This is a genomic window from Agromyces litoreus (assembly GCF_040496015.1).
Classification (GTDB): Bacteria; Actinomycetota; Actinomycetes; order Actinomycetales; family Microbacteriaceae; genus Agromyces; species Agromyces litoreus.
In genome coordinates this window covers 89,005-112,899 of the sequence record NZ_JBEPKA010000005.1, presented here as the reverse complement: position 1 = coordinate 112,899, position 23,895 = coordinate 89,005, and the positions used below count along the sequence as shown (strand labels likewise).

The following is a 23,895-nucleotide window of genomic DNA, read 5'->3' as shown; positions in this document are numbered from 1 at the left end:
TGCTCCTCGGTCGCCGTCACTTCGCCTCGAACCTCGCGGTCACACCCGCGACCTCAACATCCAACCAGACCGGGTCGCCGGCCTTCGCGCCGTCGATCCGGCAGGACGTGGCCGTCTGCGCCTGCCGTCCGACCCGGTCGCCGTCGGTCCCGCAGCGGTACGCCGCGGGGAGGCCGCCGTTGGCAGGGTCCGCGGTCCACGACCACGTGCCCGTGCCGCGATCGTAGTCACGGCCCGGCAGGGCGAAGGTCAGCGTGGGCGAGTCCTCGCCCGGGAAGGTCTCCGACCACGGGCCGCACGTGCCCCACACGGTGCACGAGCGCACCTGGAACCGGGCGGTCTCCCCGAACGGCCGGCTGAGCAGCTGGCGGAGCCACCCCGAGCCGGAGAAGTCCCTCGGCGAGCCGACCCGCGCGCCGTTCGCGTCGACGGCGACGATCTGCAGTCGCTTGCCCCCCGCCTCGACGTCGTCGATGTAGCGATCCCACGTCTCGGAGTTCAGCCAGTCCATGTCGCTGCGCACCGAGCCGATCGCGCCCGGGGCCGGCCGGACGACCGTGGTCGCGACGGCCGTCGCGACGCATCCGGCTCGGTTGTGGCCCCAGACCACGAAGCCGTAGCGTGCGGCCTCCACGTTGGTGCCCGAGAACTCCACGCTCGCCGCCCCGGCGCCGACGCGCACCATCTCGGCGACGGTGCCCCCGACCGTCGGCGCGACGACCGAACCCGGTGCGGGCGAGCTGACCGAGCACGCCTGCGCGCCGGTGGGGACCGATGTCTCGCCCTCGACGAGGCGCTGGACGAAGTACCCGCCGATGGGATCGCCGTTGCCGTCGAAGGGCGTCCACGAGACGACGGTGCTGCCCGCCGCGGCATCCGCATCGACCGAGATCGAGCCCGCGAACGGCGAACCGAAGGGGGTGCCGCTCGTGCTCGCCTCCGTCCAGGCGGCCAGGGCCGGGAGCGCGCCGTTCCGGGCGCTGACGGTCACGGCGACGACGCTGCCGTTCAGGAGTTCCTGCGACTCGAGCGAGCACCGCGTGGCGGTGCACGCCCGCGACGGGGAGACCTCGGTGGGCGCGCCCGCGATCCAGACGACGTAGGTCTGCACCGGGCTTCCGCTGCCCGTCGGCACGGGCGTCCACTCCACCCGGAGGCGCCCGTCGAGCGGGGCGGCGCGCAGGTCCCGGACCGGTGCCGGGACCACGTCGGACCACACCGGCTCGGGCAGCTCGACCGCGTCGCCGAGCCCGATCGCGTTGCGCGCCTGGATGCGCACGAGCGCCGCGGCCGATGGCCCGTTGCCCCGGGTCGGCACGGTGCACGTGGTCGCGACGCACTCGATCGCGGCGACCTCGGTTCCGTCGGCCGGATCGACCAGGCCGATCCGGTAGCCCTCGATCGGCGAGTTGTTGGCGGCGCCCGCGCCGAACGCGAGGTCGATCTCGCCGTCGCGGAACGCCGTGAGGCGGGCGTCGGTCACGGGATCCGGCCGGTCCTGCACCGAGATCGTGATCGTCCCCCACGCGAACCGGCTCGGGTCCGCGGTCGCGTCGGCGACCTGGTACTGCAGCGTCGTGTTCACCGGCTCCGCGCCGGCCGCCACGGCGACCGTCAGCCGCGAGCGGTCGGCGTCCGGCACGACGGAGACGCCCGCCGGCAGGCTGGCCTCGTCGAGCCCCCGCACCCGGACCACGCGAAGCGGGATCCCGGGGAACGGGTTCCCGGCGGCGTCGTTCGCGAGGACGTCGACGGTGGTGGTGCGCCCCCGCGGCGCGACCGCGAGATCGGGCGCGGGGCGCGCGACGGGCCGGGTGGACGGCACGACCCGCATCTCGATCCGGCCGGGAGTGCCCTCGATCCCGCCGTCCTCGACGGCCACCGTGATCGAGCGGCGCGTGCCCTGCGGCGTGTCCTCGGCGACGCGCACCCGGAGCTCGCTCCCGTCCAGTTCGATGCCGAAGCCCTCCGGGACGGGGCCGACGACCCGGTACGCGAGCTCCCCGCTGTCATCCGGGGTGCTCGTGAGCCGTTCGAGGTCGATCGGCTTCTCCTGGCCGGGCTCGAAGTCGATGACCCCGCCCGTGAACGTCGGCGGCTGGCCCTCGGCGGGCCGCACGTCGATCGGGATGACGATCGTGCCGGTGCGGCCGTCCGGGTCGTCGGCGCCCTCCCCGTCGGTCACGCTGAACGAGATGGACGCCGGGCCGAAGTAGCCCTCCTCGCTGCGGAAGCGGATGGTGTCGGCGTCGACGACGAGGTCGCTGCCGTCGGAGTGCGAGGCGCGGACGGTCGCCGCATCCGTGAGGCGGACCGGACGCCCGGACGCCGCGACCACGTGATCCTCGAGCTCGAGCACGACCTGCTCGCCCGAGACCACGCGCACGGTCGGGGCGTCGCGGCGCAGCTGGGGCAGCGCGTCGTCGCGGCCCGGCACCCAGATGAACGCGTAGGCGCGCACGTCGGGGTCCTCGGGGTGGCCCACCGAGAACGGGATGATCCGACGCTGGTCGCGGACCTCGACCCGGATCGACCCGTCGGCCCCGACGCGGGCGCCGTCGGCGTACCCGGGCACCAGCGACACGTCCGCGTCGCCCGCATCGGCGTCCGCGATGAAGACGTCCTCGAGCACGGCCACGTCCACCTCGTCCTCCTCGAGGACGTCGGTGAGGCTGAGCACGACATCCGTCGCCTCCGGTCGCGCCAGGGGCGCGTCGGGGTCCGCCGTGATGCGCAGGTAGCTCGACCCGCTCGCCTGCCGTTCGTTCTCGATCGTGTAGATGGCCCCGTAGATTCCGGGCGCGTCGGGGACCTGCACCACGACGACGTCGTCGACGACCTGTGCGCGGGTGCCCGGGGTGTTCGGCTCGACCCCCGTCAGCCGGAGCGGCGAGCCGTCCGGGTCGGTGTCGTTCTCGAGCACCCGCACCGCGACCGTCCGCCCCGGCCGGACCGTGATCTCGTCCTCGACCGCGACCGGGGCCCGAGCCCCGTCGAGCCCGGGGGCGACGCCCACGCGCACCGTCCCGGTCGCACGTGCGCCGAGGGCGTCGACGACCGTGTACTCGAACGTGTCGGTCCCGGCCGAGTACTCCCCCGCCCGGTACTCGAGCCAGTCGGCGCCGCGGTCCACGACCGAGCCCCGCTCCGGGTTCGACTCCTGCCCGACCAACTGGACGGAGTCGCCGTCGGGGTCGATGCCGCCGAGCGGGATCGGGATCCGCACCGTCCCGCCGGAGAGCACCCGCGCGGTCGCCGTGCGGGGAACCGGCGGGCTGTTGCCCTCCGGGTCGGCCTCGCGGACGGTGATCGCGACCGAGGCCGTGCCGAACTGGCCGTCCGGCCCCTCGACCCGGTAGATCGCCTCGAACTCGCCCGGGGTCTCCGGGGCCGCGTAGCGCAGGCGGTCTCCCGAGGCGAACAGCAGTCCGTCCTCCGGCTGCTGCACGAGGTCGGGGGCGAGTGTCAGCCGGTCGCCGTCGGGGTGCTCGTCGTTGTCGAGGACGGGGATGTCGATGACGTCACCGGTCCGCGCGGACGCGGTGTCCGGGACGGCCACCGGGGGCTGGAACCGGTCCGGGGTCGGCACCTCGACGACCGTCACGGTGCCCTCGGCGTCCGCGAGGCCGTTGCTCACGCGGTACCCGAACTCGGTCGAACCGGTGGGCAGCGGCCGGTTGAGCGTCACGCGCAGCACGCGGTGGTCGACGATCTCGATGCGCACCCCGCCGTCGTCGGGCAGCCCGTCGCTGCCAGTGAGGATGAGCAGTCCTCCGGTGGGGTCGATGTCGGTGGCGAGGACGTCGACCTCCGCCGGCTGGTCCAGCCGCAGGAAGGCGGTGTGCGGCACCGTGATCGGCACGGTGTCCCGCTCGGGCGGCGCGCTGACCTCGACGCGCACGAGCCCCGTCGCGGTCTGCGCGCCGTCGGTGACGGTGTACTCGAGGTAATGCGTGCGCACGTCCTCGGTGCGGAACCGGAACGTGCCGGCATCGAAGTCCGCCGTGATCTCGGCGCGGGGCTTGGACGGCACCGCGGTCAGGTGGGGGGTGCCCGATCCGCCGCGCACGTGGCGGAGGGGTTCCAGCTCGACCTCCTCGCCGGCCGTCGCGAGGGCGACGAACGACTCGGCCACCAGCGGCGCCTCGCCCGGCGCGCGCACCGCGACCGTCATCGCGCCGTTGCCGTCGTCGCGTCCGTCGGAGACGACCAGCGAGACGGTCCGCGCCGGGCCCTCGCCGCCCTCGTCGAAGACCACGACGCCGTCGGCGGTCGACGAGACGCGGTCGGGCTGGTCGACGGACGCGCGGCGGAGGAACACGGGATCGCCGTCCGGATCGACCCATTCGCCGAGCACCGCGGTCGTGACCCGGCCGCCGTCCTCGACGACCGCGCGGGTCGGGCGCAGCTGCTCGGGCGCCCCGTTCTCGTCGTCGGTCCGCACCGTGATCGTGACGACCGCGTTCGCGCCGCCGCCCCGTCCGTCGTCGATCGCGTACCCGAACTCGAACGAGCCGACGGCCTCGTCCCCGAGCGTCAGCTGCACCTGCTGGTCGTCGGCGACGACGTCGAGGCGCGCCCACCCGGGCAGGTCGCCGTCCACCCCGGTCACCACGAGCACGTCGCCGTTCGCGTCGTAGTCGTCCAGGAGCACGGGGAGGAGGGTCGCCCGGCCGGGCCGTGCGCCGAACTCGTCGTCGACGGCCACGGGCGGGACCTGGGTCTTCTCCACGGTCGGGGTGGTGTCGGGGTCGTTCTCCTCGACGGTCTGGTCGTCGCGCTGGATCGCGAGCAGGTCGTCCCAGTTGTCGATGAGCCCGTAGTCTCCGGATGCCGCCCAGCTCGCGCCGCTGCGACGGTCGTTGAGGACGAGGGTGCGACCGTTCTCCCGGTACTCGAGCACGAGCGCGCCCTCCGCCCCGGCGAGCGACACGGTCTCCTCGGCCCCGCAGTCGCTCCACGCGACGCCCTGCGCCCACGCGGCGTGACGGCACCCGTCGTGGACCACCGGACGGGCGGGCGCTCCGCGCCGCCCGTCGACGAGCACGCCCGGCTCGGATCCGTCCAGCGGCACCTCGAGCAGGCCGTCGCGCGTGGCCAGCAGGACCGACTCGCCCCCGACCGCGGGCGCCTGCAGCACCGGCGCCTCGGCGGGCGCGACGCGCTCCCCCAGCGCGACGCGCGCGTCACCCGGGAGACGGAGCACGCCGGCCGCCTCATCGAGGAGCACCCAGCGACCGCCGACCGACGTGAGCTGCACGGCCGCGTCCTCCTCGAGCGGGTCGAGCTGCGTGGCGGCGACCTCGTCGGGCCGATCGGCACTCGTGGCGTACAGGACGCCGGTGCTCGGGACGAACCCGAAGATCCGGCCCGCCGGATCGACCGAGACGACGGCGCCGGGACCGAAGGAGACCGCCGGGTCGGAGTCGGCGACGAATGCGCCGAAGTCGTCCACGGGTGCGGTCCACACGTCGCCACCGGCGGAGACCACCACGCGCCCGTCGGCGAGCGACAGGTCCGCATCCGCCGGCACGGCGACGGTGTCGGTGACGGTCGCGGTGGCGGGGTCGACGAGCCCGACGCTCGCGCGATCGCGGTCGAGCACGAGGACCGACGTGCCCCGCTGCAGGATCTCGGCGCGCGCGCCGCCCGTGTCGACGACCGCGTTGAGCTCGAGCACCGCGGTGTTCGCCCGTCCGACGGTGCGGCGCTCGTCGTTGGCCACCCACACGGCGGCGTCGCCGAGGTCGATCCGCTGCGCCGTGTACCCGCCGGATGCCACGGCGACGCCCGCGACGAGCGCCACCACCACGGTCACGACCGCCGTCGTCGCGACCGCCGAGCGGTGCCGCATCCACACCCTCCGCAGGTTCACCGCGGCACCTCGTCGACCTCGATGCACCGCTCCGCGCTCGGTGCGCCCGACTGGCCCTCCCGCCAGACGCTCACGCTCGCGCACACCGTGCCGGGTTCGTCGACGCTGATCGCGTACTGGGACGCGCGCTGGGGCGGTGACGGGCGGCCGTCGACGGTGACGAGGTAGGCGTCGCCCTGGCGCAGGCCGGGGTCGTCCCAGGTGAACTCGACCGCCGCACCGTCGGTCCTGGCGCGGACGTCCGTCACGATCGGGATCCCGCCGGCGCCGCGAGCGACCGTGACGAGACCGGCGACGACGAGCGCGACGAACACGCCGGCCGCGATGGCGACGCCGACGATGAGCCGGGCGGTCGACGGCGGCGCGGCGCGGCCGCGCACCGAGGCGGACCCCTGCGAGTGCGCGTCGGTCGATCCGGGGCGCACGGTCGCCGACGCGCGTCGCCGTCGCGCGCGGGAGGACGGACGCACCGTGGTGCCGGCGCCGATCCGGGTCCGCTCGTCGAGGTCCACCGCGGTGGCCAGTGCCCAGTCGTCCATGGCCACCTCGAGCGGTGTCTGCGGGAGCGAGAGCTCCTCCTCGACGGCCTGCAGGTCGCGGATGAACTCCAGCGCACTGGACTGGCGGTCCGCCGGCCGCCTCGACATCGCGCGGGCGAGCACGGCCTCCAGGCTCCGGGGGACGTCGGGCCTGCCGGTGGGGACGACGCGCGCCTTCTCGATCCGTCCCACGAGCGCCACCGTGCCGTTGTCGCCGCCCGGCACCTCGAAGGGGCTCCGTCCGGCGAGGAGCGAGTAGACGGTCGCGCCGAGCGACCAGACCTCGCTGGCGACCGTCCCGGCCACCTCGTCGAGGAGCACCTCCGGCGCCGACCAGGGCACGGAGAGTCCGACGGCGTCGCTCGCCTCGGCCTGCCCCAGCGTGGCGGCGATCCCGAAGTCGGCGAGCACCGGGTGCCCGTAGGCGGTCGTGAGGATGTTCGACGGCTTGATGTCGCGGTGCAGCACCCCCTGCCGATGGGCGGTCTCGATCGCGCTGGCGATCCGGACGCCGATGGAGAGGACCTCGGCCAGCGGCAGCTGCACGGCCCGGTAGCGCTGCCCGAGCGTCGCCGAGCAGTACTCCATGACGAGGTAGGGTCGCCCGTCTGCGGCGACGCTCGCCTGGTAGACGGTCAGGATCGACGGATGGCTCGAGAGCTGTGCCATGAGGTTCGCCTCGGCCTGGAACATCTGCCGGACCTCGTCGTTGACGACCTCGGCCAGCAGGACCTTGACCGCGACGAGTCGCCGGGGCATGTTCTGCTCGTAGAGGAAGACGTCGGCGAAGCCGCCGGACCCGAGCACCCGGATGAAGGAGAAGCCGGGCAGGTTCGGCGGCGTGGACGGCAGTCGCCTCGTCACGATCCTCCCCAACGGCCTCGGTGATCTCGCATCCGCCGGATGCGCACGTCACCCGGGGTGACCCCAATTGTAGGGTCGGCCGCTCCAGGGTCAGTCGCCGTCGGCCTCGGCGGTCGGGGTGACGACGCGGAGCACGTCGACGACGACCACGGTGACGTTGTCGCGGCCCCCGTTGCCGACCGCGGCGTCGACCAGCTGACGGACCGCCTGCTCGGGGCTGCGCCCGGAGATCAGGAAGTGGCGGATGCCGTACGAGGTGAGTTCCTTCGTGAGCCCGTCGGAGCAGATGAGGAGCCGCATGCCCTCCTCGAGCGGGATGGCCCGGTAGTCCGGGATCGGGGCCTCGTGGAACCCGACGGCGCGCGTGATGACGTTGGAATGGGGGTGCGTGTCGGCCTCATCGCGGGTGATCTGGCCGGCATCGACGAGTTCCTGGACGATGGAGTGGTCGACGGTGAGCTGTTCGAGGACCCCGCCGACGAGGCGGTAGACCCGGGAGTCGCCGATGTTGAAGACGATCCACGCGGGCTGGTCGCCGATCACCCCGAGCGCGACCCCGGTGACGGTGGTCCCGCTGCCCTCGTCGGTCACGCCCCGACCACGGCCCATGTCCTGCACGGCGAGCCTGAGCGCGCCGTCGATGTCGTCCGTCCCGACCGACTCCCGGCCGCCGTGCTCGGCGAGCCGGGTGACGACCGCGGCGCTCGCGAAGTCGCCCGCGGCGTGACCGCCCATGCCGTCCGCGACGGCGAAGACCGGCGCCTGGGCCACGAAGCTGTCCTCGTTGACGGCGCGGCGCAGGCCCGTGTCGGTCGCAGCGGCCCACGAGAGCGAGACCTCCGTCCCGTCGGGCAGCGCGACCCGATGGCGGCTGTTGCCGTTGCCGATCTGCGTCACCCGTTCCCCCAGTGTCCGATCGAGGTCATGCGTCGAGGCTCCCGAGTGCGGGGAGGATCTCGACGATCGTATCCCCTCCCAACTCCAGGCTCGTGCCCGGAACGACCACCACCGACTCCCCGGAGCGCAGGCGACGGCGACCGGAGGCGGAGCGCACGACCGTGCCGTTGGTCGAGCGCAGATCGGCTGCGACCAGTCGGCTGCCCTCCATCCGGAGCTCGAGGTGGGTGGCCGACACCACGCCGGCGGGCGACGCCACGCGGACGAGGGAGACCGCCTCGCCGCCGATGCGCGGCGACGTCGGGTTGCGTCCGATCAGGACGGGCACGGCCACGTCCCCGCCGGGTCCGCCGACGACGCGGTACCTCGGCGCGCCGATCGAGTCGACCGCGGCGGCTCCGCGATCCCGGGTGCTCCCGGGCGTGTCGTCCGGCGCGGGCGTCCGCTCGCGCCCGTCCGCCGTCGCGAGACGTGATCGCACGGCCGCCGTGAGGACGGTGTCCGCGTCCGCGCCGTCCCCGCGGGCGTAGCGCACGGTGTCGTCGTCGACGATGCCGAGCGGCTTCGTCGGGAGGCCGACCGTCGGTCCCGGATGCGAGGCGGACGACCTCGACGGGCGCCGAATGAGTGCCGTGTCGTCGGACACGGTCCCGCCTCCCGTGCCCGGCGGCACGTCGCGCCACGACCATTCGACGGCGGAGGCGCGGAACGCGGCGCGCCCGCCGGAGACGGCGGTCCCGCGCAGCCCGGCCTGTCGAACGGCTTCGAGCGGGGACTCCGGACCCGCGATGCGCAGCCGCGTCACCGCGGCGAACTCGGCGAGGTGCCACGGACGGATGCCTCGCGAGTCGAGTCGTCGGGCCCCGCCGGGCGAGGCGAGGTCGATGACGGCGCCGCCGCGGACGATCGCCGTGAGGGGTCCGTCGCCGGGCGGCCACCAGACGAGCCCGAGGTGCTCGACGCCGCCGGCTCCCATGGGGATCCGGGAGACGAGCGACTCGAGCTCGAGGTCGTCGATCGCGGCCGCCTCGGCGAGCGCGGTCAGCACCCGATCGTGCGCCGGCGCGGCGACCGCCGCGATGAAGCGGGCGCCGACCACGACATCCCATTCGCCGGTGCCGGGCTCGTCCCGGCGGCGCACCGCCCCATCGACCATGCGGTCCAGTCTGGCACCGGACGGGATCAGCCGAGGTGACTCATCACGTGCTTGAGTCGCGTGTAGTCCTCGAAGCCGTACTGCGAGAGGTCCTTGCCGTACCCGGAGTGCTTGAATCCGCCGTGCGGCATGTCGGAGACGAACGGGATGTGCGTGTTGATCCAGACGCATCCGAAGTCGAGGTGCTTGGCGAAGCGCATCGCCCGGGCATGGTCGCGGGTCCAGACCGAGGCCGCCAGCGCGTAGTCGACGCCGTTCGCCATCGCGATCGCGTCCCGCTCCTCCCGGAACGGCTGCACGGTCAGGACCGGTCCGAAGATCTCGCGCTGCACCGCCTCGTCGTCCTGCCGCAGGCCGGTGACGATCGTCGCCTCCCAGAAGTAGCCGCGGTCGCCCTGGCGGCGGCCGCCCGCCGCGATCTCGGCGTGGTCCGGCAGCCGGTCGATGACGCCGGAGACGTTCGCGAGCTGGGCCGGGTTGTTCAGCGGACCGTAGAACACGCCGTCCTCGCGCGGGGCACCGGTGCGCGCGTTGGTCCGCGCCCGCTCGGCGAGGATCGCGACGAGGTCGTCGTGCACCGAGTCGTGCACGAGCACGCGGGTCGCGGCGGTGCAGTCCTGGCCGGCGTTGAAGTACGCGGCCGCGACGATGCCGTCGGCGGCGGCCTCGAGGTCGACGTCGTCGAAGACGATCGCGGGGGCCTTGCCCCCGAGCTCGAGGTGCACGCGCTTCAGGTCGGTGGCCGCGGCTCGCGCGACCTCCATCCCGGCGCGGACGGAGCCCGTGATGGCCACCATCTCGGGCGTGGGGTGCTGCAGCAGCGACGCCCCCGTGCTCCGATCGCCCGTGACGACGTTCAGCACGCCGGCAGGGAGGAACTCGGCGGCCACCTCGGCGAGCTTGAGGGTCGCGAGGGGGGTCGTGTCGGAGGGCTTCAGCACGACCGTGTTGCCCGCGGCGATCGCGGGAGCGATCTTCCACACGGCCATGTTCAGCGGGTAGTTCCACGGCGCGACCTGCCCGATCACGCCGATCGGCTCGCGCCGGACGTAGGAGGTGTGGCCCGCCAGGTACTCGGCGGCGGCCCGGCCCTCGAGGTTGCGCGCCGCACCGCCGAAGAACCGCAGCTGGTCGACCGACTGCAGGATCTCGTCCTCGACCAGGGAGGCGCGGGGCTTGCCGGTGTCCTGGGACTCGAGGTCGGCGAACTCCTCCGCGCGCTGCTCCATGGCGTCGGCGATGCGGAAGAGCGCGAGCTGGCGCTCGGCGGGCGTGGTCTCGCCCCAGGTCTCGAACGCACGCCCCGCCGCGGCGTAGGCGGTGTCGATGTCGGCCGCGTCCGAGATCGGTGCGCGGGCGTACACCTCCTCCGTCGCGGGGTCGATCAGGTCCGCGGCCTCCTCGCCGCGTGCGTCGACGTAGTCGCCGTCGATGAAGTTGCGCAGGAGTTCGGTCACGGGGTTCCTCCGTCGTGGATGGTGGGCCGAGCGCCATCGCCGGGCGTCCGGGCGGGACCGGCCGTGGGCGGGCGCAGGTGCCGACCATGCTCGCACAGGCGGCGATGAATGGGAAGGTGCCGAACGATGGAATCAGTAGGCGTTCGGCCCGAAGTTCAACGGAATCGCTTGTGAATCGCACATTGCACTGTCATGATCGAACGCATGACGAACGGCTCCCGATCGAACGGCCACCGGCCGGTGCAGCTCGACGACGTCTCGAAGGCGATCATCGAGCAGCTGCAGGCCGACGGCCGACGCTCGTACGCCGACATCGGCAAGGCGGTCGGCCTCAGCGAGGCGGCCGTGCGCCAGCGGGTGCAGCGGCTGACCGAGGCCGGGGTCATGCAGATCGTCGCCGTGACCGACCCCATGCAGCTGGGGTTCACGCGGCAGGCGATGATCGGCATCCGGGCCGTCGGCGACACGAGGGCGCTCGCCGAGTCCCTCGCCGAGATCCCCGAGATCGACTACGTGGTCCTCACGGCCGGGAGCTTCGACATCCTCGCCGAGGTCGTCTGCGAGAACGACGACCAGCTGATCACGCTGCTGAGCTCGCGCATCCGCGACCTCGAGGGCGTGCAGTCGACCGAGACGTTCGTCTACCTGAAGCTGCAGAAGCAGTTCTACAACTGGGGCACCCGCTGAGCGCGGGCCGCCCGGAAGGAGATCCCCGATGACCACCCTCGACGCAGCGCCGCGCCTCGGTTCCGCCGGTTTCGACGACGCCGCGCTGCAGCAGAAGGCGAAGGACCACCTCTGGATGCACTTCGCCCGCCAGTCGGTGCTGGAGGAGCACGGGGTGCCCATCATCACGCGCGGCGAGGGCCACCACGTGTTCGACGCGCAGGGGCGCAGGTACTTCGACGGCCTGTCCGGCCTGTTCGTCGTGAACGCGGGCCACGGGCGCCGCCGGCTCGCCGAGGTCGCCGCGAAGCAGGCCGAGGAGCTGGCCTTCTTCCCCATCTGGTCGTACGCGCACCCCGCGGCGATCGAGCTCGCCGACCGGCTGGCCGACTACGCGCCGGCCGACCTCAACCGCGTCTTCTTCTCGACCGGCGGTGGCGAAGCCGTCGAGACCGCGTTCAAGCTCGCCAAGTACTACTGGAAGCTCCGCGGGATGCCGACCAAGCACAAGGTCATCTCGCGCGCGGTCGCCTACCACGGCACGCCGCAGGGCGCCCTGGCGATCACGGGCATCCCCGCGATGAAGCAGATGTTCGAGCCGATCACGCCCGGCGGCTTCCGGGTGCCGAACACGAACTTCTACCGCGCCGCGGAGATGGGCGGACCCACGGACGACATCGAGACGTTCGGCCGCTGGGCGGCGGACCGGATCGAGGAGATGATCCTGTTCGAGGGCCCCGAGACGGTCGCCGCCGTGTTCCTCGAGCCGATCCAGAACTCGGGCGGCTGCTTCCCGCCGCCCCCCGGCTACTTCCAGCGCGTACGCGAGATCTGCGACAAGTACGACGTGCTGATGGTCTCCGACGAGGTCATCGCGGCCTTCGGCCGGGTCGGGACCATGTTCGCGTGCGACGCCTACGGGTACGTCCCGGACATGATCACGTGCGCGAAGGCCATGACGTCGGGGTACTCCCCCATCGGCGCCACGATCGTCTCCGAGAAGATCTACGAGCCGTTCAAGTCCGGCACGACGAGCTTCTACCACGGCTACACGTTCGGCGGGCACCCCGTCTCGGCGGCGGTCGCGCTCGAGAACCTCGACATCTTCGAGGAGGAGAAGCTCAACGAGCGGGTTCGCGAGAACTCCCCGCTGTTCCGCGCCGAGCTCGAGAAGCTCCTCGACATCCCCATCGTGGGCGACGTGCGCGGTGACGGCTACTTCTTCGGCATCGAGCTCGTGAAGGACAAGGCCACCCGCGAGACCTTCGACGACGACGAGTCGGAGCGCCTGCTCCGCGGCTTCCTGTCGAAGGCGCTGTTCGACGCGGGGCTCTACTGCCGCGCCGACGACCGCGGCGACCCCGTGATCCAGCTGGCACCGCCGCTGACGATCGGTCCGGCCGAGTTCCGGGAGATCGAGCAGATCCTGCGCGGGGTGCTCACCGAGGCGGCGGCCCGGCTCTGACCGCGGAGGCGGCGCGATCGCTCGGCGAGGCGTCGCGCCGCACGGAACGCCCGGGCCCGACGGCCCGGGCGTTCCGTGCCTCACGGCCCGGGCGCCCGCGAGCGCTCCGCCGTCGATGACGCGGACGGCGCCCCGAAGGCCCAGGCCGGCAACGCGCCGGTACCGAGGAATCGCTGCAGCAGGCCGGCCATCGTGTGCCCGGGGGTCTCGTCGAGCGCGAGGGTGACCAGTTCGCCCGCGGCCGAGCCCCGACCGAGCGTCCAGGCGAGCCAGCCGGCGATGCAGAGCGCCCCGCTTCGGCGACCCTGCGGCGCGTCGCCGATCGCCGGGACGATCGACGCGAGGCATGCCCGCACCCGATCGACGTCCGGCCCGATGCTCGTCCGCCCAAGGAGCAGGTCAGCGAGGCCCTCGTCGAGCGCGCCGCCGCCGGACGCCGCGAGCGCGGACTCGCCGACGCCGCGACCGAAGGCGACCTGCAGCATCAGCGCATCGCGGATCGGCGGATGCTCGGCGAGGAGCAGGAACCGGGCGAGCTCGTCGACGGCGGGCTCGCCGACGCCGGACGAGATCCGTTCCGCGAGCTCGTGCGGGTCTGCGGCCTCGTCCACCGCACCGAGCGCCTCGGCCATCGCCCGGGCGCGCGAGGGGTCGGGCGCGGGAACCCGGACGAGGTGCGCAGCGCTCTCCGCGAGCATCGCATCGCCCTCGCGCTCCGCGGCCCGTGCCGCGGGGCTGTCCCGGATGAGCTCCAGACGCCGCCCACCGGGCGGCACCGCGTCGTCGAAGAGCGAGCCCCAGCCGTCCGCCGCGACCCAGAGCGCGTCGCGCACCTCGAAGCCGGCTTCCTCGGCCCTGCGGACCACGGCCGCGAGCAGGGGCCCGTGCGCGGCGTGCACGTCGCCCGACGGGGCGTCGGCGTAGACCACCGGAACGACGCCGTCGACGCGCGCCACCCGGCACACCATTCCGAGCACCGATACCGCGACCGACTCCGCGCGCTCCCCGGGCGGGAGGTCGTGGCGCAGTGCGCCGATGCTGCGATTGCCGGCGAACGCGACGCAGACCAGCGAGCGCTTCGGGTGATAGCCGAGCAGGTGCGGGACGAGGGCGAGGAAGTCGTGCGCCGCGTCGGCGCGGATGGTCGTCGTCATGGCGACGAGTCTCGCGGCGGTCTGCACCTGCGGACGCGGCGGCGGTGGCGGTGGGTGACGACGGGTGATCCCCGTCGATGGTGAGGAGAGGTGGAACGGTGCGAGGCCGAGCCGTCCTCCACCGCGATCCAGTCCCCGCGGTCGCCGCGCGGTGTCTGATTCCCGCCAGTCGCCGACGGTCGGCCCGCCTATCCTCGAAGCATGACCAGCCCTTCCCTCACCCGGTTCGCGAGTCCCATCGGCCGCATCGAGATCGTCGCCGACGACGCCGAGATCGTCTCCCTCGCGATCGAGCGCGACGGCGCGCTCCCGCACGACGGGCTCGACGAGCGCCCCTCACCGCTGCTCGCGACCGCGCGGCGTCAGGTCGAGGAGTACTTCGAGGGCCGACGCACCGGATTCGACCTTCCGGTGCGCCTGGTCGGCACCCCGTTCCAGCGCGCCGTGTGGGCCGAGCTGCAGCGACTCGGCTGGGGCGAGGCGATCTCCTACGGTGGGCTCGCGGGCGCGGTCGGCCGACCCGGGTCGGCCCGCGCCATCGGCGGCGCCGTCGGCGCGAACCCCGTGCCCATCATCATCGGCTGCCATCGGGTGCTCGGCGCCGACGGTCGGGTCACCGGGTACTCCGGCGGCGAGGGCGTGCCCACCAAGCTCTGGCTGCTGGCACACGAGCGGATCGGGTTCGCCGCGTGAGCGGTGGTCTCGACGTCGTCGTCGGCGACGACGGGCTCGCGCGGTGCGCGTGGGGCGCGTACGATCCGGAGTACCGGCGCTACCACGACGAGGAGTGGGGCCGCCCGCAGCACGATCCGACCCGGTTGTTCGAGAAGCTGTGCCTCGAGGGGTTCCAGGCCGGTCTCTCGTGGATCACCATCCTTCGGCGCCGGCCCGCATTCCGCGAGGTGTTCCACGGCTTCGATCCGGCCCGTGTCGCCGAGATGGGCGACGCCGACGTGGAGCGACTCCTCGCCGACGCGCGCATCATCCGCCACCGCGGGAAGATCGAGGCGACCATCTCGAACGCCCGCGCCGTACTCGCGCTCGACGAGCCCCTGGACCGCGTGCTGTGGGGGTTCGCACCGCCGCCGCGCCCGGCGCCCCCGGCATCGTTCGCAGAGGTTCCCGCCGTGACGCCGGAGTCGGCCGAGCTCAGCCGACGGCTCCGTGCACTCGGGTTCCGGTTCGTGGGTCCGACCACGATGTACGCGTTGATGCAGGCGATGGGCATGGTCGACGACCATGTGGCCGGCTGCCATCGGTCGGCGACCGCGGGAGCCCCGCCCGAGGCATGAGCCCTCGACGACCGGAACGGACGTCGGTGGTCAGGCGACGAGTTCGAGCTCGTCGGGAGCCGACGTCCGCGTCGTGCCCGCCTCGAGCCGGAAGCCCGCGCCGCCTGCCCAGTCGAGCAGGTCGGCACGGGTCTCGAGCACCGGGCGCGACTCGACCAACGCTCGCGTGAAGAGTCCCTTCGCGCGCTTGTTGAAGTGGTTCAGCGCCCGTCGTCGACCCCCGTCGTCGATCGACACCACCCTGAGGTAGACCGAGTCGTCCCGGTCCGGCGCCGGCCCCAGTTCCACGTACCCCTCGGAGCGCAGGTCGATGACGAGTCCGTCGTACGCCCCGAGCACGCTGCGGATCGGCTCTCGCCACAGGGCCTTCAGCCGGATGCCCGGCAGCCGCGAATCGTGCGAGAGCCGGTAGGCGGGGATCCGGTCCCCCGCGCCGACGAGGCCCAGGAGCGCGGAGTGCACCACCACGTGCTCGGCGCCGTAGGCGCGGGCGTCGTCGCCGAGCGACGGCGCATCGAGGGCGTCGTAGAGCACGCCGGTGTAGCGATCCATGGCGGGCATGGTCGGCGCGCGCCGGAGCATGCGATTGCGCTCCACCTCGCCCGCCTGCCGTGGGCCGAGCTTCAGCGCGCGCATCATCGCCTCGCCGTCCGCCGCGAGGTCGCCGACGGCGGCCAGCGCCGTCTCGCGGGCGTCGCGCAGGGCCGGGAACGCGAGCGACGCGAGCCCGATCGGCGGGGCCTCGCCTCCGTCGCGCTTGGTCTCGGAGGGCGGGAGGATGACGAGCACTATGCGGAGATGAACTCGAGTGCGGCGTCGACGTTCATGCCGAGCGGCTCGACGCTGTCGATGGTCACGCGCGGCAGCGCGGCCGAGGGCCCGTTCCACGGCGCGTACCCGTCGAGGCTCTGCTCGACCGCGCGCCACGTCGTCTCATCGAGGTGCGGCAGCTTCCGCTCGCGCTTCTCGAGTCGCTCCCGGTGGACCGACGCATCCGAGCAGACGACTTCGATCACCCGGAGGCGGACATCGGTCCGCTCCGCCAGGTCGCGCCACTGCAGCCGCGCCGACTCCGCCGCGTTCACGGCGTCGACGATCACCGTGCGGCCGGACGCGAGTTCCTTCTCGGCGATCTGCTCGGCCACGAGGTAGGCGGCCAGGCCGGTCGGCTGATCCGCCGCGATCCCGGCGCGCAGGATGGCCGACTCGATCGGGTCGACCGACACGACCGTGGCGCCGAGGCGGGCGCCGACGATCTCCCCGATCGTCGACTTGCCCGCGCCCGGCAACCCGGCCATGACGATGAGCTGGGTGACGCTCAGGTCACCGAACTGGCGGTCGAACGGCTGCTCCCCCTGCATCCGCCGTCCCTCAGGCGAGGGCGGCGCGAGACGCGACGACCTGCACCGCGTCCGACTGCACCGAGAGGAAGCCGTCCTCCGCGTCGGCGGTGATCTTCTCGCCGCCGGGCAGGGTGACGCGGACCTCGCCGCCGGCCAGGATCGCGAGCATCGGCTCGTGCCCCGGCAGGATGCCGATCTCGCCTTCGACCGTACGGGCCACGACCATGCTCGCCTCGCCCGACCAGACCTCCTGGTCGGCCGAGACGACACTCACGTTGAGGGCGGCCATGCTCAGCCGTTCTCCTTCTGGATCTTCGCCCACTTCTCCTCGACGTCCGAGATCGGACCGACGTTGAAGAAGGCCTGCTCCGCGACGTGGTCGAAGTCACCCCGGGCGATCGCGTCGAACGACTCGATGGTGTCCTTCAGCGGGACGGTCGAACCCTCGACGCCCGTGAACTTCTTCGCCATGTACGTGTTCTGCGAGAGGAACTGCTGGATCCGGCGCGCACGCGACACCGTGATCTTGTCCTCCTCCGAGAGCTCGTCAACACCGAGGATGGCGATGATCTCCTGCAGCTCCTTGTTCTTCTGGAGGATCTGCTTGACCGTGGTCGCCACGCGGTAGTGGTCCTCGCCCAGGTAGCGCGGGTCGAGGATGCGCGAGGTCGAGGTCAGCGGGTCGACCGCCGGGTAGAGGCCCTTCGACGCGATCTCGCGCGACAGCTCGGTCGTCGCGTCGAGGTGCGCGAAGGTCGTCGCCGGCGCCGGGTCGGTGTAGTCGTCGGCGGGGACGTAGATCGCCTGCAGCGAGGTGATCGAGTGACCGCGCGTCGAGGTGATGCGCTCCTGCAGGATGCCCATCTCGTCGGCGAGGTTCGGCTGGTAGCCCACCGCGGAGGGCATGCGGCCGAGCAGCGTCGACACCTCGGAACCCGCCTGCGTGAAGCGGAAGATGTTGTCGATGAACAGCAGCACGTCCTGCTTCTGCACGTCGCGGAAGTACTCGGCCATGGTCAGTGCCGAGAGGGCGACGCGAAGACGCGTCCCCGGCGGCTCGTCCATCTGGCCGAAGACGAGGGCGGTCTTGTCGAAGACGCCCGCCTCCTCCATCTCGTGGATGAGGTCGTTGCCCTCACGCGTGCGCTCGCCGACGCCGGCGAACACCGAGACGCCGCCGTGGTCCTGGGCGACGCGCTGGATCATCTCCTGGATGAGGACCGTCTTGCCGACGCCCGCACCACCGAAGAGGCCGATCTTCCCACCCTGCACGTACGGGGTGAGCAGGTCGATGACCTTGATGCCGGTCTCGAAGAGCTGCGTCTTCGACTCGAGCTGGTCGAAGCTCGGCGGCTTGCGGTGGATGGGCCACCGCTCGGTGATCTCGACGGTCTCGCCGGGCTCGGCGTTCAGCACGTCGCCGATCACGTTGAAGACCTTGCCCTTGGTCACGTCGCCGACGGGCACCGAGATCGGGGCGCCGGTGTCGTGCACCTCCTGGCCGCGGACGAGTCCGTCGGTCGGCTTCAGCGCGATGGCGCGGACGACGTCGTCACCCAGGTGCTGGGCGACCTCGAGCGTCAGCTCCGACGTCTCCTCGCCGAGGGTGATCGTGGTCTTCAGCGCGTTGTAGATGTCGGGGATCGAGTCGTGCGGGAACTCGATGTCGACGACGGGGCCGGTCACGCGCGCGATGCGGCCGACGGTACCCGTCTCGTCCTGGACCGGCGCGGTTGCGGTGTCAGTCATGTTGTCTTCCTTCTGGATGAATGCGGGCTACTTGGAGGAGGAGAGCGCGTCCGCTCCACCCACGATTTCTGCGATCTGCTGCGTGATCTCGGACTGGCGGGCCTCGTTGGCCAGGCGCGTGTAGTCCGTGATGAGCTTGTCGGCGTTGTCGGTCGCCGACTTCATGGCCTTCTGCGTGGCCGCGTGCTTTGCGGCGGCCGACTGCAGCATGGCGTTGAAGATCCGGCTCTCGATGTAGACGGGGAGGAGCCCGTCGAGGACGGTCTCGGCATCCGGCTCGAACTCGTAGAGCGGGAACACCTCGGCCTTGCCCGAGGGCGACGGCTCGGCGTCGGCCTCGGCTTCGACCACTTCGAGCGGCAGCAGGCGCGTGACGACGGGCACCTGGGTGATCCGGCTCACGAAGCGGTTGTAGACGATGTGGATCTCGTCCACGCCGCCGTCGGCGCTGTCGCGGAGGAACGCCTCCAGCACGGCGTCGGCGACCTCCTTGGCGGTCTCGAACTCGGGGTTGTCGGTTCCGCCGATCCAGCTCCGCTCGAAGTCACGACGACGGAAGCTGAAGTACCCCACCGACTTGCGGCCGATGAGGAAGTACACGACCTCCTTGCCCTGGCTGCGCAGCAGCTCGGCGAGCTCCTCCGACTCACGCAGGACCTGCGAGTTGAACGCACCCGCGAGGCCGCGGTCGGAGGTGAAGATCACGATCGCGGCGCGGTCGACGCGCTCGGGCTCGGTGGTGAGCACGTGCGAGACGTTCGAGTAGCTCGCCACCGCCGAGACGGCGCGCGTGATGGCGTTGGAGTACGGCGTCGACGCGGCGACGCGCGCCTGCGCCTTCTGGATCCGCGAGGCGGAGATGAGCTCCATCGCTCGCGTGATCTTCTTGGTCGTCTGCGCCGACCTGATCTTCTGGCGGTAGACCCGAAGCTGCGCTCCCATGTTTCTCCTGTGTCCTGGCTTCCTGTTCCCGAGGCTCCCGGTGCGACCGTGTCCGGCCCGACCCGAGAGCCTCGGGCACTGGGAAAGCGACTAGCGACGACCCTTGACGATCTGCTCCTGGCCGACCTCTTCCTCGTCGATCGCCTCGAACTTCTCGGAGCCGACCGAGGCGAGCGACTTGCCCTCGCCGGTCTGGAACTCGAGCTTGAACTTGTCGACCTCGGTCTCGAGGGTCTCGACGGTCTCGTCGGAGAGCACGTTGGTCTCGCGGAGGTCCGAGAGCACCGACGTGTTGCGACCGAGGTAGTCGAGCAGTTCGCGCTCGAAGCGCAGGATGTCCTCGACCGGGACCTCGTCCAGCTTGCCGTTCGTGCCGGCCCAGATCGAGACGACCTGCTCCTCGACGGGGTACGGCGAGTACTGCGGCTGCTTGAGCAGCTCGGTCAGGCGTGCGCCGCGCTCGAGCTGACGGCGGCTGGCCGCGTCGAGGTCGGAGGCGAACATCGCGAACGCCTCGAGCGAACGGTACTGGGCGAGCTCGAGCTTGAGCGTTCCGGAGACCTTCTTGATCGACTTGACCTGGGCGTCGCCGCCGACTCGGGAGACCGAGATGCCGACGTCGACCGCGGGGCGCTGGTTCGAGTTGAACAGGTCGGACTGGAGGAAGATCTGGCCGTCGGTGATCGAGATCACGTTGGTCGGGATGTAGGCCGACACGTCGTTGGCCTTCGTCTCGATGATCGGCAGGCCGGTCATCGAGCCCGCACCGAGCTCGTCCGACAGCTTCGCGCAGCGCTCGAGGAGCCGCGAGTGCAGGTAGAACACGTCACCGGGGTACGCCTCGCGGCCCGGCGGACGACGCAGCAGCAGCGACACCGCGCGGTAGGCCTCGGCCTGCTTCGACAGGTCGTCGAAGATGATCAGGACGTGCTTGCCGTCGTACATCCAGTGCTGGCCGATGGCCGAGCCGGTGTAGGGCGCGAGGTACTTGAAGCCGGCGGGGTCGGACGCGGGCGCGGCGACGATCGTCGTGTACTCCATCGCACCGGCATCCTCGAGGGCGCCCTTCACCGAGGCGATGGTCGAGCCCTTCTGGCCGATCGCGACGTAGATGCAGCGGACCTGCTTGGTCGGGTCGCCCGACTCCCAGTTGGCCTTCTGGTTGATGATCGTGTCGATCGCGATCGCGGTCTTGCCGGTCTGGCGGTCGCCGATGATGAGCTGGCGCTGGCCGCGGCCGACCGGGATCATCGCGTCGATGGCCTTGATGCCGGTCTGCAGCGGCTCGTGCACCGACTTGCGCTGCATGACGCCGGGGGCCTGGAGCTCGAGGGCGCGGCGGCCGTCGGTCTCGATGTCGCCGAGGCCGTCGATCGGGGCGCCGAGCGGGTCGACGACGCGGCCGAGGTAGCCCTCGCCGACGGGCACCGAGAGCACCTCGCCCGTGCGGGTCACCTCCATGCCCTCCTCGATGCCGGTGAACTCGCCGAGCACGACGACACCGATCTCGTCCTCATCGAGGTTCAGGGCGAGGCCGAGCGTGCCGTCCGCGAACTTGACGAGCTCGTTCGCCATGACCGAGGGCAGGCCCTCGACATGGGCGATGCCGTCGGCCGCGTCGGTGACGTACCCGACCTCGGTCTTCTGCGCCGCGCCCGGCTCGTAGTCCCGGGCGAACTCCGAGAGAGCCGAACGGATCTCGTCGGGGCTGATGGAGAGTTCTGCCATTGCCATTTCCTTTTCTGAGGGCGAGGCCCTGTCTGTACCGCTTGTACAGCTACTGATGTGTCGCGGCGCAGGACGCCGGTCGTTGTCGTCCGGCGTCAGCCGGCAAGCTTCTGCCTCAGGTCGCTGAGGCGGCTGGCGACGCTGCCGTCGATGACGTCGTCGCCGATCTGCACCCGAACCCCACCGAGGACGTCGGGGTCCACGATGGCGTCGAAGCGGACGCGGCGGCCGGCCCGGGCCCCGAGCGTGCGCTCGAGACGGGTGATCTGGTCGTCGCTGAGTGCCACCGCCGACGTGACCGTGGCCACGTCGAACCCGCGCTGGTCGGCGACGATCGCGGCGGCGCCGCGGAGCATCTCACCGGTGCGGCGGCCGCGCGGCGACTGCACGAGGTGCCGAACGATCAGCGTGGTCGCCGGCGACGCCACCGGGGCGAGCAGCCGATCGACCAGGGCGACCTTCGCCTCGACCGAGCCGAGCTTCGAACCGAGCGCGAGCTCGAGTTCAGCGTCCGACGCGACCGTGCGCTGGAACGCGTACAGCTCGCCGTCGACCTCCGCGTCACCCGCGGCCTCGGCCGCGACGCGGAAGCCGAGCTCCTCGACGCCGTCGAGGAAGTCGGCCTGGCTCGACCATCGCTGCGCGGCGGCGCTCACCAGGAGCTTCGCCGCGGCGGGGGCGATCCTGCCGCCGAAGACCCGCTCGACGAGCTCGGCCTTCTGGGCCGCGTCGGCCTCGTTGTCGGTGAGGGCCGTCCGCAGCTGCGGCGTGACCGCGATCACCCGGGTCGCGGCGAGGAGGTCGCCGGCCACCGGGAGCTCGGCCCGGCCGAGCGCCGCGAGCTCGGCTCGCGTGCCGGCCAGGGCCTCTCTCGTAGCGCTGCCCATGGACTACTTCTTCCCTCCTGCGGCGGCCTGCTCGGACGCCTCGAGGTCGGCGAGGAAGCGGTCGACGACGGCCTTCGCCTTCGCGTCGTCGGAGAGCGTCTCCCCGACCACGCCCGACGCGAGGTCGATCGCGATGGTGCCGACCTCGGAGCGCAGCGACACGAGCGCCGACTGGCGCTCGGCCTCGATCTGCGCCTGCGCGCTCGCGCTGATGCGCGAGGCCTCGGCCGACGCCTGATCCTTCGCCTCGGCGACGATCTTCTTGCCGTCCTCGCGGGCGCCCTCGCGGATGCGACCGGCCTCGGCCCGCGCGTCGGCGAGCTGGGCGGTGTACTCCTCGAGCGCCGCCTCGGCCTTGCGCTGGGCCTCGTCGGCCTTGGCGATGTTGCCCTCGATGGCCTCGGCGCGCTCATCCAGCAGCTGCTGCATGCGCGGCAGGGCGTAGCGCCAGAAGAACACGAGGATGATGACGAAGCAGACCGACGACCAGATGATGTCGTACCAGGCCGGGATCACCGGGTTGGTCGCCGCCTCGCCCTCGGTTGCAGCTCTCAGCACTGCGTGAAGCACGTTGGCCTCCTGAAGTTGGACGGGGCGATCAGACGAAGATGAAGCCGGTGGCGATACCGATGAAGGCGAGCGCCTCGGTGAAGGCGATACCGATCCACATCAGGACCTGGAGGCGGCCGGCGAGCTCGGGCTGGCGGGCCACGCCCTCGATGGTCTTGCCGACGACGATGCCCACGCCGATGGCCGGGCCGATGGCGGCGAGGCCATAGCCGACCGTCGCGATGTTGCCGTTGATCTCAGCGAGAACGGTGGTTGCGTCCACGTTATGGGTTTCCTTTCTTGGGGTTCCTACGGGCGGATGCCCTGGCTCAGTGCTCCTCCGCCACCGCGAGCTGGATGTAGACCGCGGTGAGGAGGGTGAAGACGTAGGCCTGCAGGACGGCGACGAGGATCTCGAAGATCGTGAACGCGAGGCCGAAGGCCAGCGATCCGGCGCCGAGGAGGGTGTACCAGCCGCCGAGCTGGAAGACGAAGAACTGCGTCGCCGCGAAGAACAGCACGAGCAGCAGGTGGCCGACGATCATGTTCATCAGCAGTCGCAGCGTCAGGGTGACGGGGCGGATGATGAACGTCGAGATGAGCTCGATCGGCGTGACGATCAGGTAGACCGGGAGCGGCACGCCCGAGGGGAACAGCGAGTTCTTGAAGAAGTTCTTCGGGCTCGCCTTGATGCCCGCGTAGATGAACGTGACGTACGACACGATCGCGAGCACGAGGGGCACGCCGATGACCGAGGTGCCGGCGATGTTCAGGAACGGGATGATGCCCGTGATGTTCATGAACAGCACCATGAAGAAGATCGTGGTGAGGATCGGCAGGAACCGCTTGCCGTCCTTCTTGCCGAGCAGGTCGTCGGCGACGTTCACGCGGACGAGGTCGAGACCCATCTCGACGAGGCTCTGGAAGCGGCCCGGGACGACGCGCATTCGGCGCGTGCCGGCCCAGAACACCAGCAGCAGCGCGGCGACCGCGATGAACTGCACCAGCGTGATGCGGGTGATCTCGAAGGGCGTGCCCTCGAACAGGAGGCCGCCGGGGAAGAACTCCTCGATCGACGGCCCGTGGAATTCACCATCATTGGTTTCAGTCGGAACCAGCAGGTTCACAGCGTTAGCTAGCAGCGCTATCTCCTGTTTCGGGGCGTGGAGCGGAGCTCTCGCGTCGACGAACATGGAAACGGTTCGGCACCCGTGCCGGAGCAGGGCGGAACCGTGGGGGATCGCCCCTACTGTAGCAAGAGATCGGCGCTCCGCCGAATCGCTACACGCTGTAGAACTCGGCGCGGACCGGGCAGCATGCCGCTGACCGCAT

At 71.7% G+C, this 23,895-nt stretch carries 20 protein-coding genes; 4 read left to right on the top strand and 16 right to left on the bottom strand.

Features of this window, described 5'->3' with window-relative positions; genetic code table 11:
• Nucleotides 1–16: 16 nt before the first annotated feature.
• From ABME01_RS05880 to ABME01_RS05860, 5 genes are all read right to left on the bottom strand, one after another.
• On the bottom strand, nucleotides 17–5,854 hold the full coding sequence (locus ABME01_RS05880; RefSeq protein ID WP_353827437.1) for an Ig-like domain-containing protein: 5,838 nt from the start codon (nucleotides 5,852–5,854) through the stop codon (nucleotides 17–19).
• A 17-nt stretch (nucleotides 5,855–5,871) separates the two neighbouring features.
• Nucleotides 5,872–7,278: a serine/threonine-protein kinase gene (locus ABME01_RS05875; RefSeq protein WP_353827436.1), complete on the bottom strand. Its 1,407-nt coding sequence runs from the start codon at nucleotides 7,276–7,278 to the stop codon at nucleotides 5,872–5,874.
• A gap of 90 nt (nucleotides 7,279–7,368) precedes the next feature.
• A complete protein-coding gene (locus ABME01_RS05870) occupies nucleotides 7,369–8,175 on the bottom strand; it encodes a PP2C family protein-serine/threonine phosphatase (protein WP_353827435.1) in 807 nt (268 codons plus the stop codon).
• Nucleotides 8,176–8,200: 25 nt separating this feature from the next.
• Complete coding sequence (locus ABME01_RS05865) at nucleotides 8,201–9,331, bottom strand: FHA domain-containing protein (protein ID WP_353827434.1); 1,131 nt, start codon at nucleotides 9,329–9,331, stop codon at nucleotides 8,201–8,203.
• A gap of 26 nt (nucleotides 9,332–9,357) precedes the next feature.
• Entirely contained in the window at nucleotides 9,358–10,788 is a 1,431-nt protein-coding gene (locus tag ABME01_RS05860; protein ID WP_353827433.1) for an aminobutyraldehyde dehydrogenase, read from the bottom strand.
• Between the two features lie 204 nt (nucleotides 10,789–10,992).
• Between ABME01_RS05860 and ABME01_RS05855 the strand changes: the two genes are divergently transcribed.
• Nucleotides 10,993–11,475, top strand: coding sequence for an Lrp/AsnC family transcriptional regulator (locus ABME01_RS05855; protein ID WP_353827432.1), 483 nt, complete (start codon nucleotides 10,993–10,995; stop codon nucleotides 11,473–11,475).
• Between the two features lie 28 nt (nucleotides 11,476–11,503).
• Complete coding sequence (locus tag ABME01_RS05850; RefSeq protein ID WP_353827431.1) at nucleotides 11,504–12,919, top strand: aspartate aminotransferase family protein; 1,416 nt, start codon at nucleotides 11,504–11,506, stop codon at nucleotides 12,917–12,919.
• 80 nt (nucleotides 12,920–12,999) lie between these two features.
• Here the strand turns inward: ABME01_RS05850 and ABME01_RS05845 are convergent, their stop codons facing one another.
• The gene (locus tag ABME01_RS05845; RefSeq protein WP_353827430.1) at nucleotides 13,000–14,073 is read right to left on the bottom strand and encodes a DUF4192 domain-containing protein; all 1,074 of its coding nucleotides are present in this window, start codon (nucleotides 14,071–14,073) and stop codon (nucleotides 13,000–13,002) included.
• Between the two features lie 201 nt (nucleotides 14,074–14,274).
• On the opposite strand from ABME01_RS05845, the gene ABME01_RS05840 reads away from it, so the two are divergent.
• Together ABME01_RS05840 and ABME01_RS05835 are read left to right on the top strand one after the other, a co-directional pair.
• Complete coding sequence (locus ABME01_RS05840) at nucleotides 14,275–14,766, top strand: methylated-DNA--[protein]-cysteine S-methyltransferase (protein WP_353827429.1); 492 nt, start codon at nucleotides 14,275–14,277, stop codon at nucleotides 14,764–14,766.
• Entirely contained in the window at nucleotides 14,763–15,365 is a 603-nt protein-coding gene (locus ABME01_RS05835; RefSeq protein WP_353827428.1) for a DNA-3-methyladenine glycosylase I, read from the top strand. Before ABME01_RS05840 ends, ABME01_RS05835 begins: the two co-directional genes overlap by 4 nt.
• A 30-nt stretch (nucleotides 15,366–15,395) precedes the next feature.
• On the opposite strand, the gene ABME01_RS05830 is transcribed toward ABME01_RS05835, so the two are convergent.
• From ABME01_RS05830 to atpB, 10 genes are all read right to left on the bottom strand, one after another.
• Nucleotides 15,396–16,154: a YaaA family protein gene (locus ABME01_RS05830; RefSeq protein ID WP_353827427.1), complete on the bottom strand. Its 759-nt coding sequence runs from the start codon at nucleotides 16,152–16,154 to the stop codon at nucleotides 15,396–15,398.
• On the bottom strand, nucleotides 16,154–16,726 hold the full coding sequence (locus tag ABME01_RS05825; RefSeq protein ID WP_353827426.1) for a P-loop nucleotide/nucleoside kinase family protein: 573 nt from the start codon (nucleotides 16,724–16,726) through the stop codon (nucleotides 16,154–16,156). The genes ABME01_RS05830 and ABME01_RS05825 overlap by 1 nt, the downstream gene beginning before the upstream one ends.
• A 10-nt stretch (nucleotides 16,727–16,736) precedes the next feature.
• Complete coding sequence (locus tag ABME01_RS05820; protein ID WP_353827425.1) at nucleotides 16,737–16,997, bottom strand: F0F1 ATP synthase subunit epsilon; 261 nt, start codon at nucleotides 16,995–16,997, stop codon at nucleotides 16,737–16,739.
• Nucleotides 16,998–16,999: 2 nt separating this feature from the next.
• Nucleotides 17,000–18,457, bottom strand: a complete 1,458-nt coding sequence (gene atpD, locus ABME01_RS05815; protein WP_353827424.1) for a F0F1 ATP synthase subunit beta — start codon at nucleotides 18,455–18,457, stop codon at nucleotides 17,000–17,002.
• Between the two features lie 27 nt (nucleotides 18,458–18,484).
• Nucleotides 18,485–19,399: a F0F1 ATP synthase subunit gamma gene (locus tag ABME01_RS05810; RefSeq protein ID WP_353827423.1), complete on the bottom strand. Its 915-nt coding sequence runs from the start codon at nucleotides 19,397–19,399 to the stop codon at nucleotides 18,485–18,487.
• Nucleotides 19,400–19,489: 90 nt separating this feature from the next.
• Complete coding sequence (gene atpA, locus ABME01_RS05805) at nucleotides 19,490–21,127, bottom strand: F0F1 ATP synthase subunit alpha (protein ID WP_353827422.1); 1,638 nt, start codon at nucleotides 21,125–21,127, stop codon at nucleotides 19,490–19,492.
• Nucleotides 21,128–21,222: 95 nt separating this feature from the next.
• Nucleotides 21,223–22,014, bottom strand: coding sequence for a F0F1 ATP synthase subunit delta (locus ABME01_RS05800; RefSeq protein ID WP_353827421.1), 792 nt, complete (start codon nucleotides 22,012–22,014; stop codon nucleotides 21,223–21,225).
• A gap of 3 nt (nucleotides 22,015–22,017) precedes the next feature.
• Nucleotides 22,018–22,584, bottom strand: coding sequence for a F0F1 ATP synthase subunit B (locus ABME01_RS05795; RefSeq protein WP_353827420.1), 567 nt, complete (start codon nucleotides 22,582–22,584; stop codon nucleotides 22,018–22,020).
• 28 nt (nucleotides 22,585–22,612) lie between these two features.
• Complete coding sequence (gene atpE, locus ABME01_RS05790) at nucleotides 22,613–22,846, bottom strand: ATP synthase F0 subunit C (protein WP_344375125.1); 234 nt, start codon at nucleotides 22,844–22,846, stop codon at nucleotides 22,613–22,615.
• A gap of 46 nt (nucleotides 22,847–22,892) precedes the next feature.
• Nucleotides 22,893–23,690, bottom strand: coding sequence for a F0F1 ATP synthase subunit A (gene atpB / locus ABME01_RS05785; protein ID WP_353827419.1), 798 nt, complete (start codon nucleotides 23,688–23,690; stop codon nucleotides 22,893–22,895).
• Nucleotides 23,691–23,895: the final 205 nt, after the last annotated feature.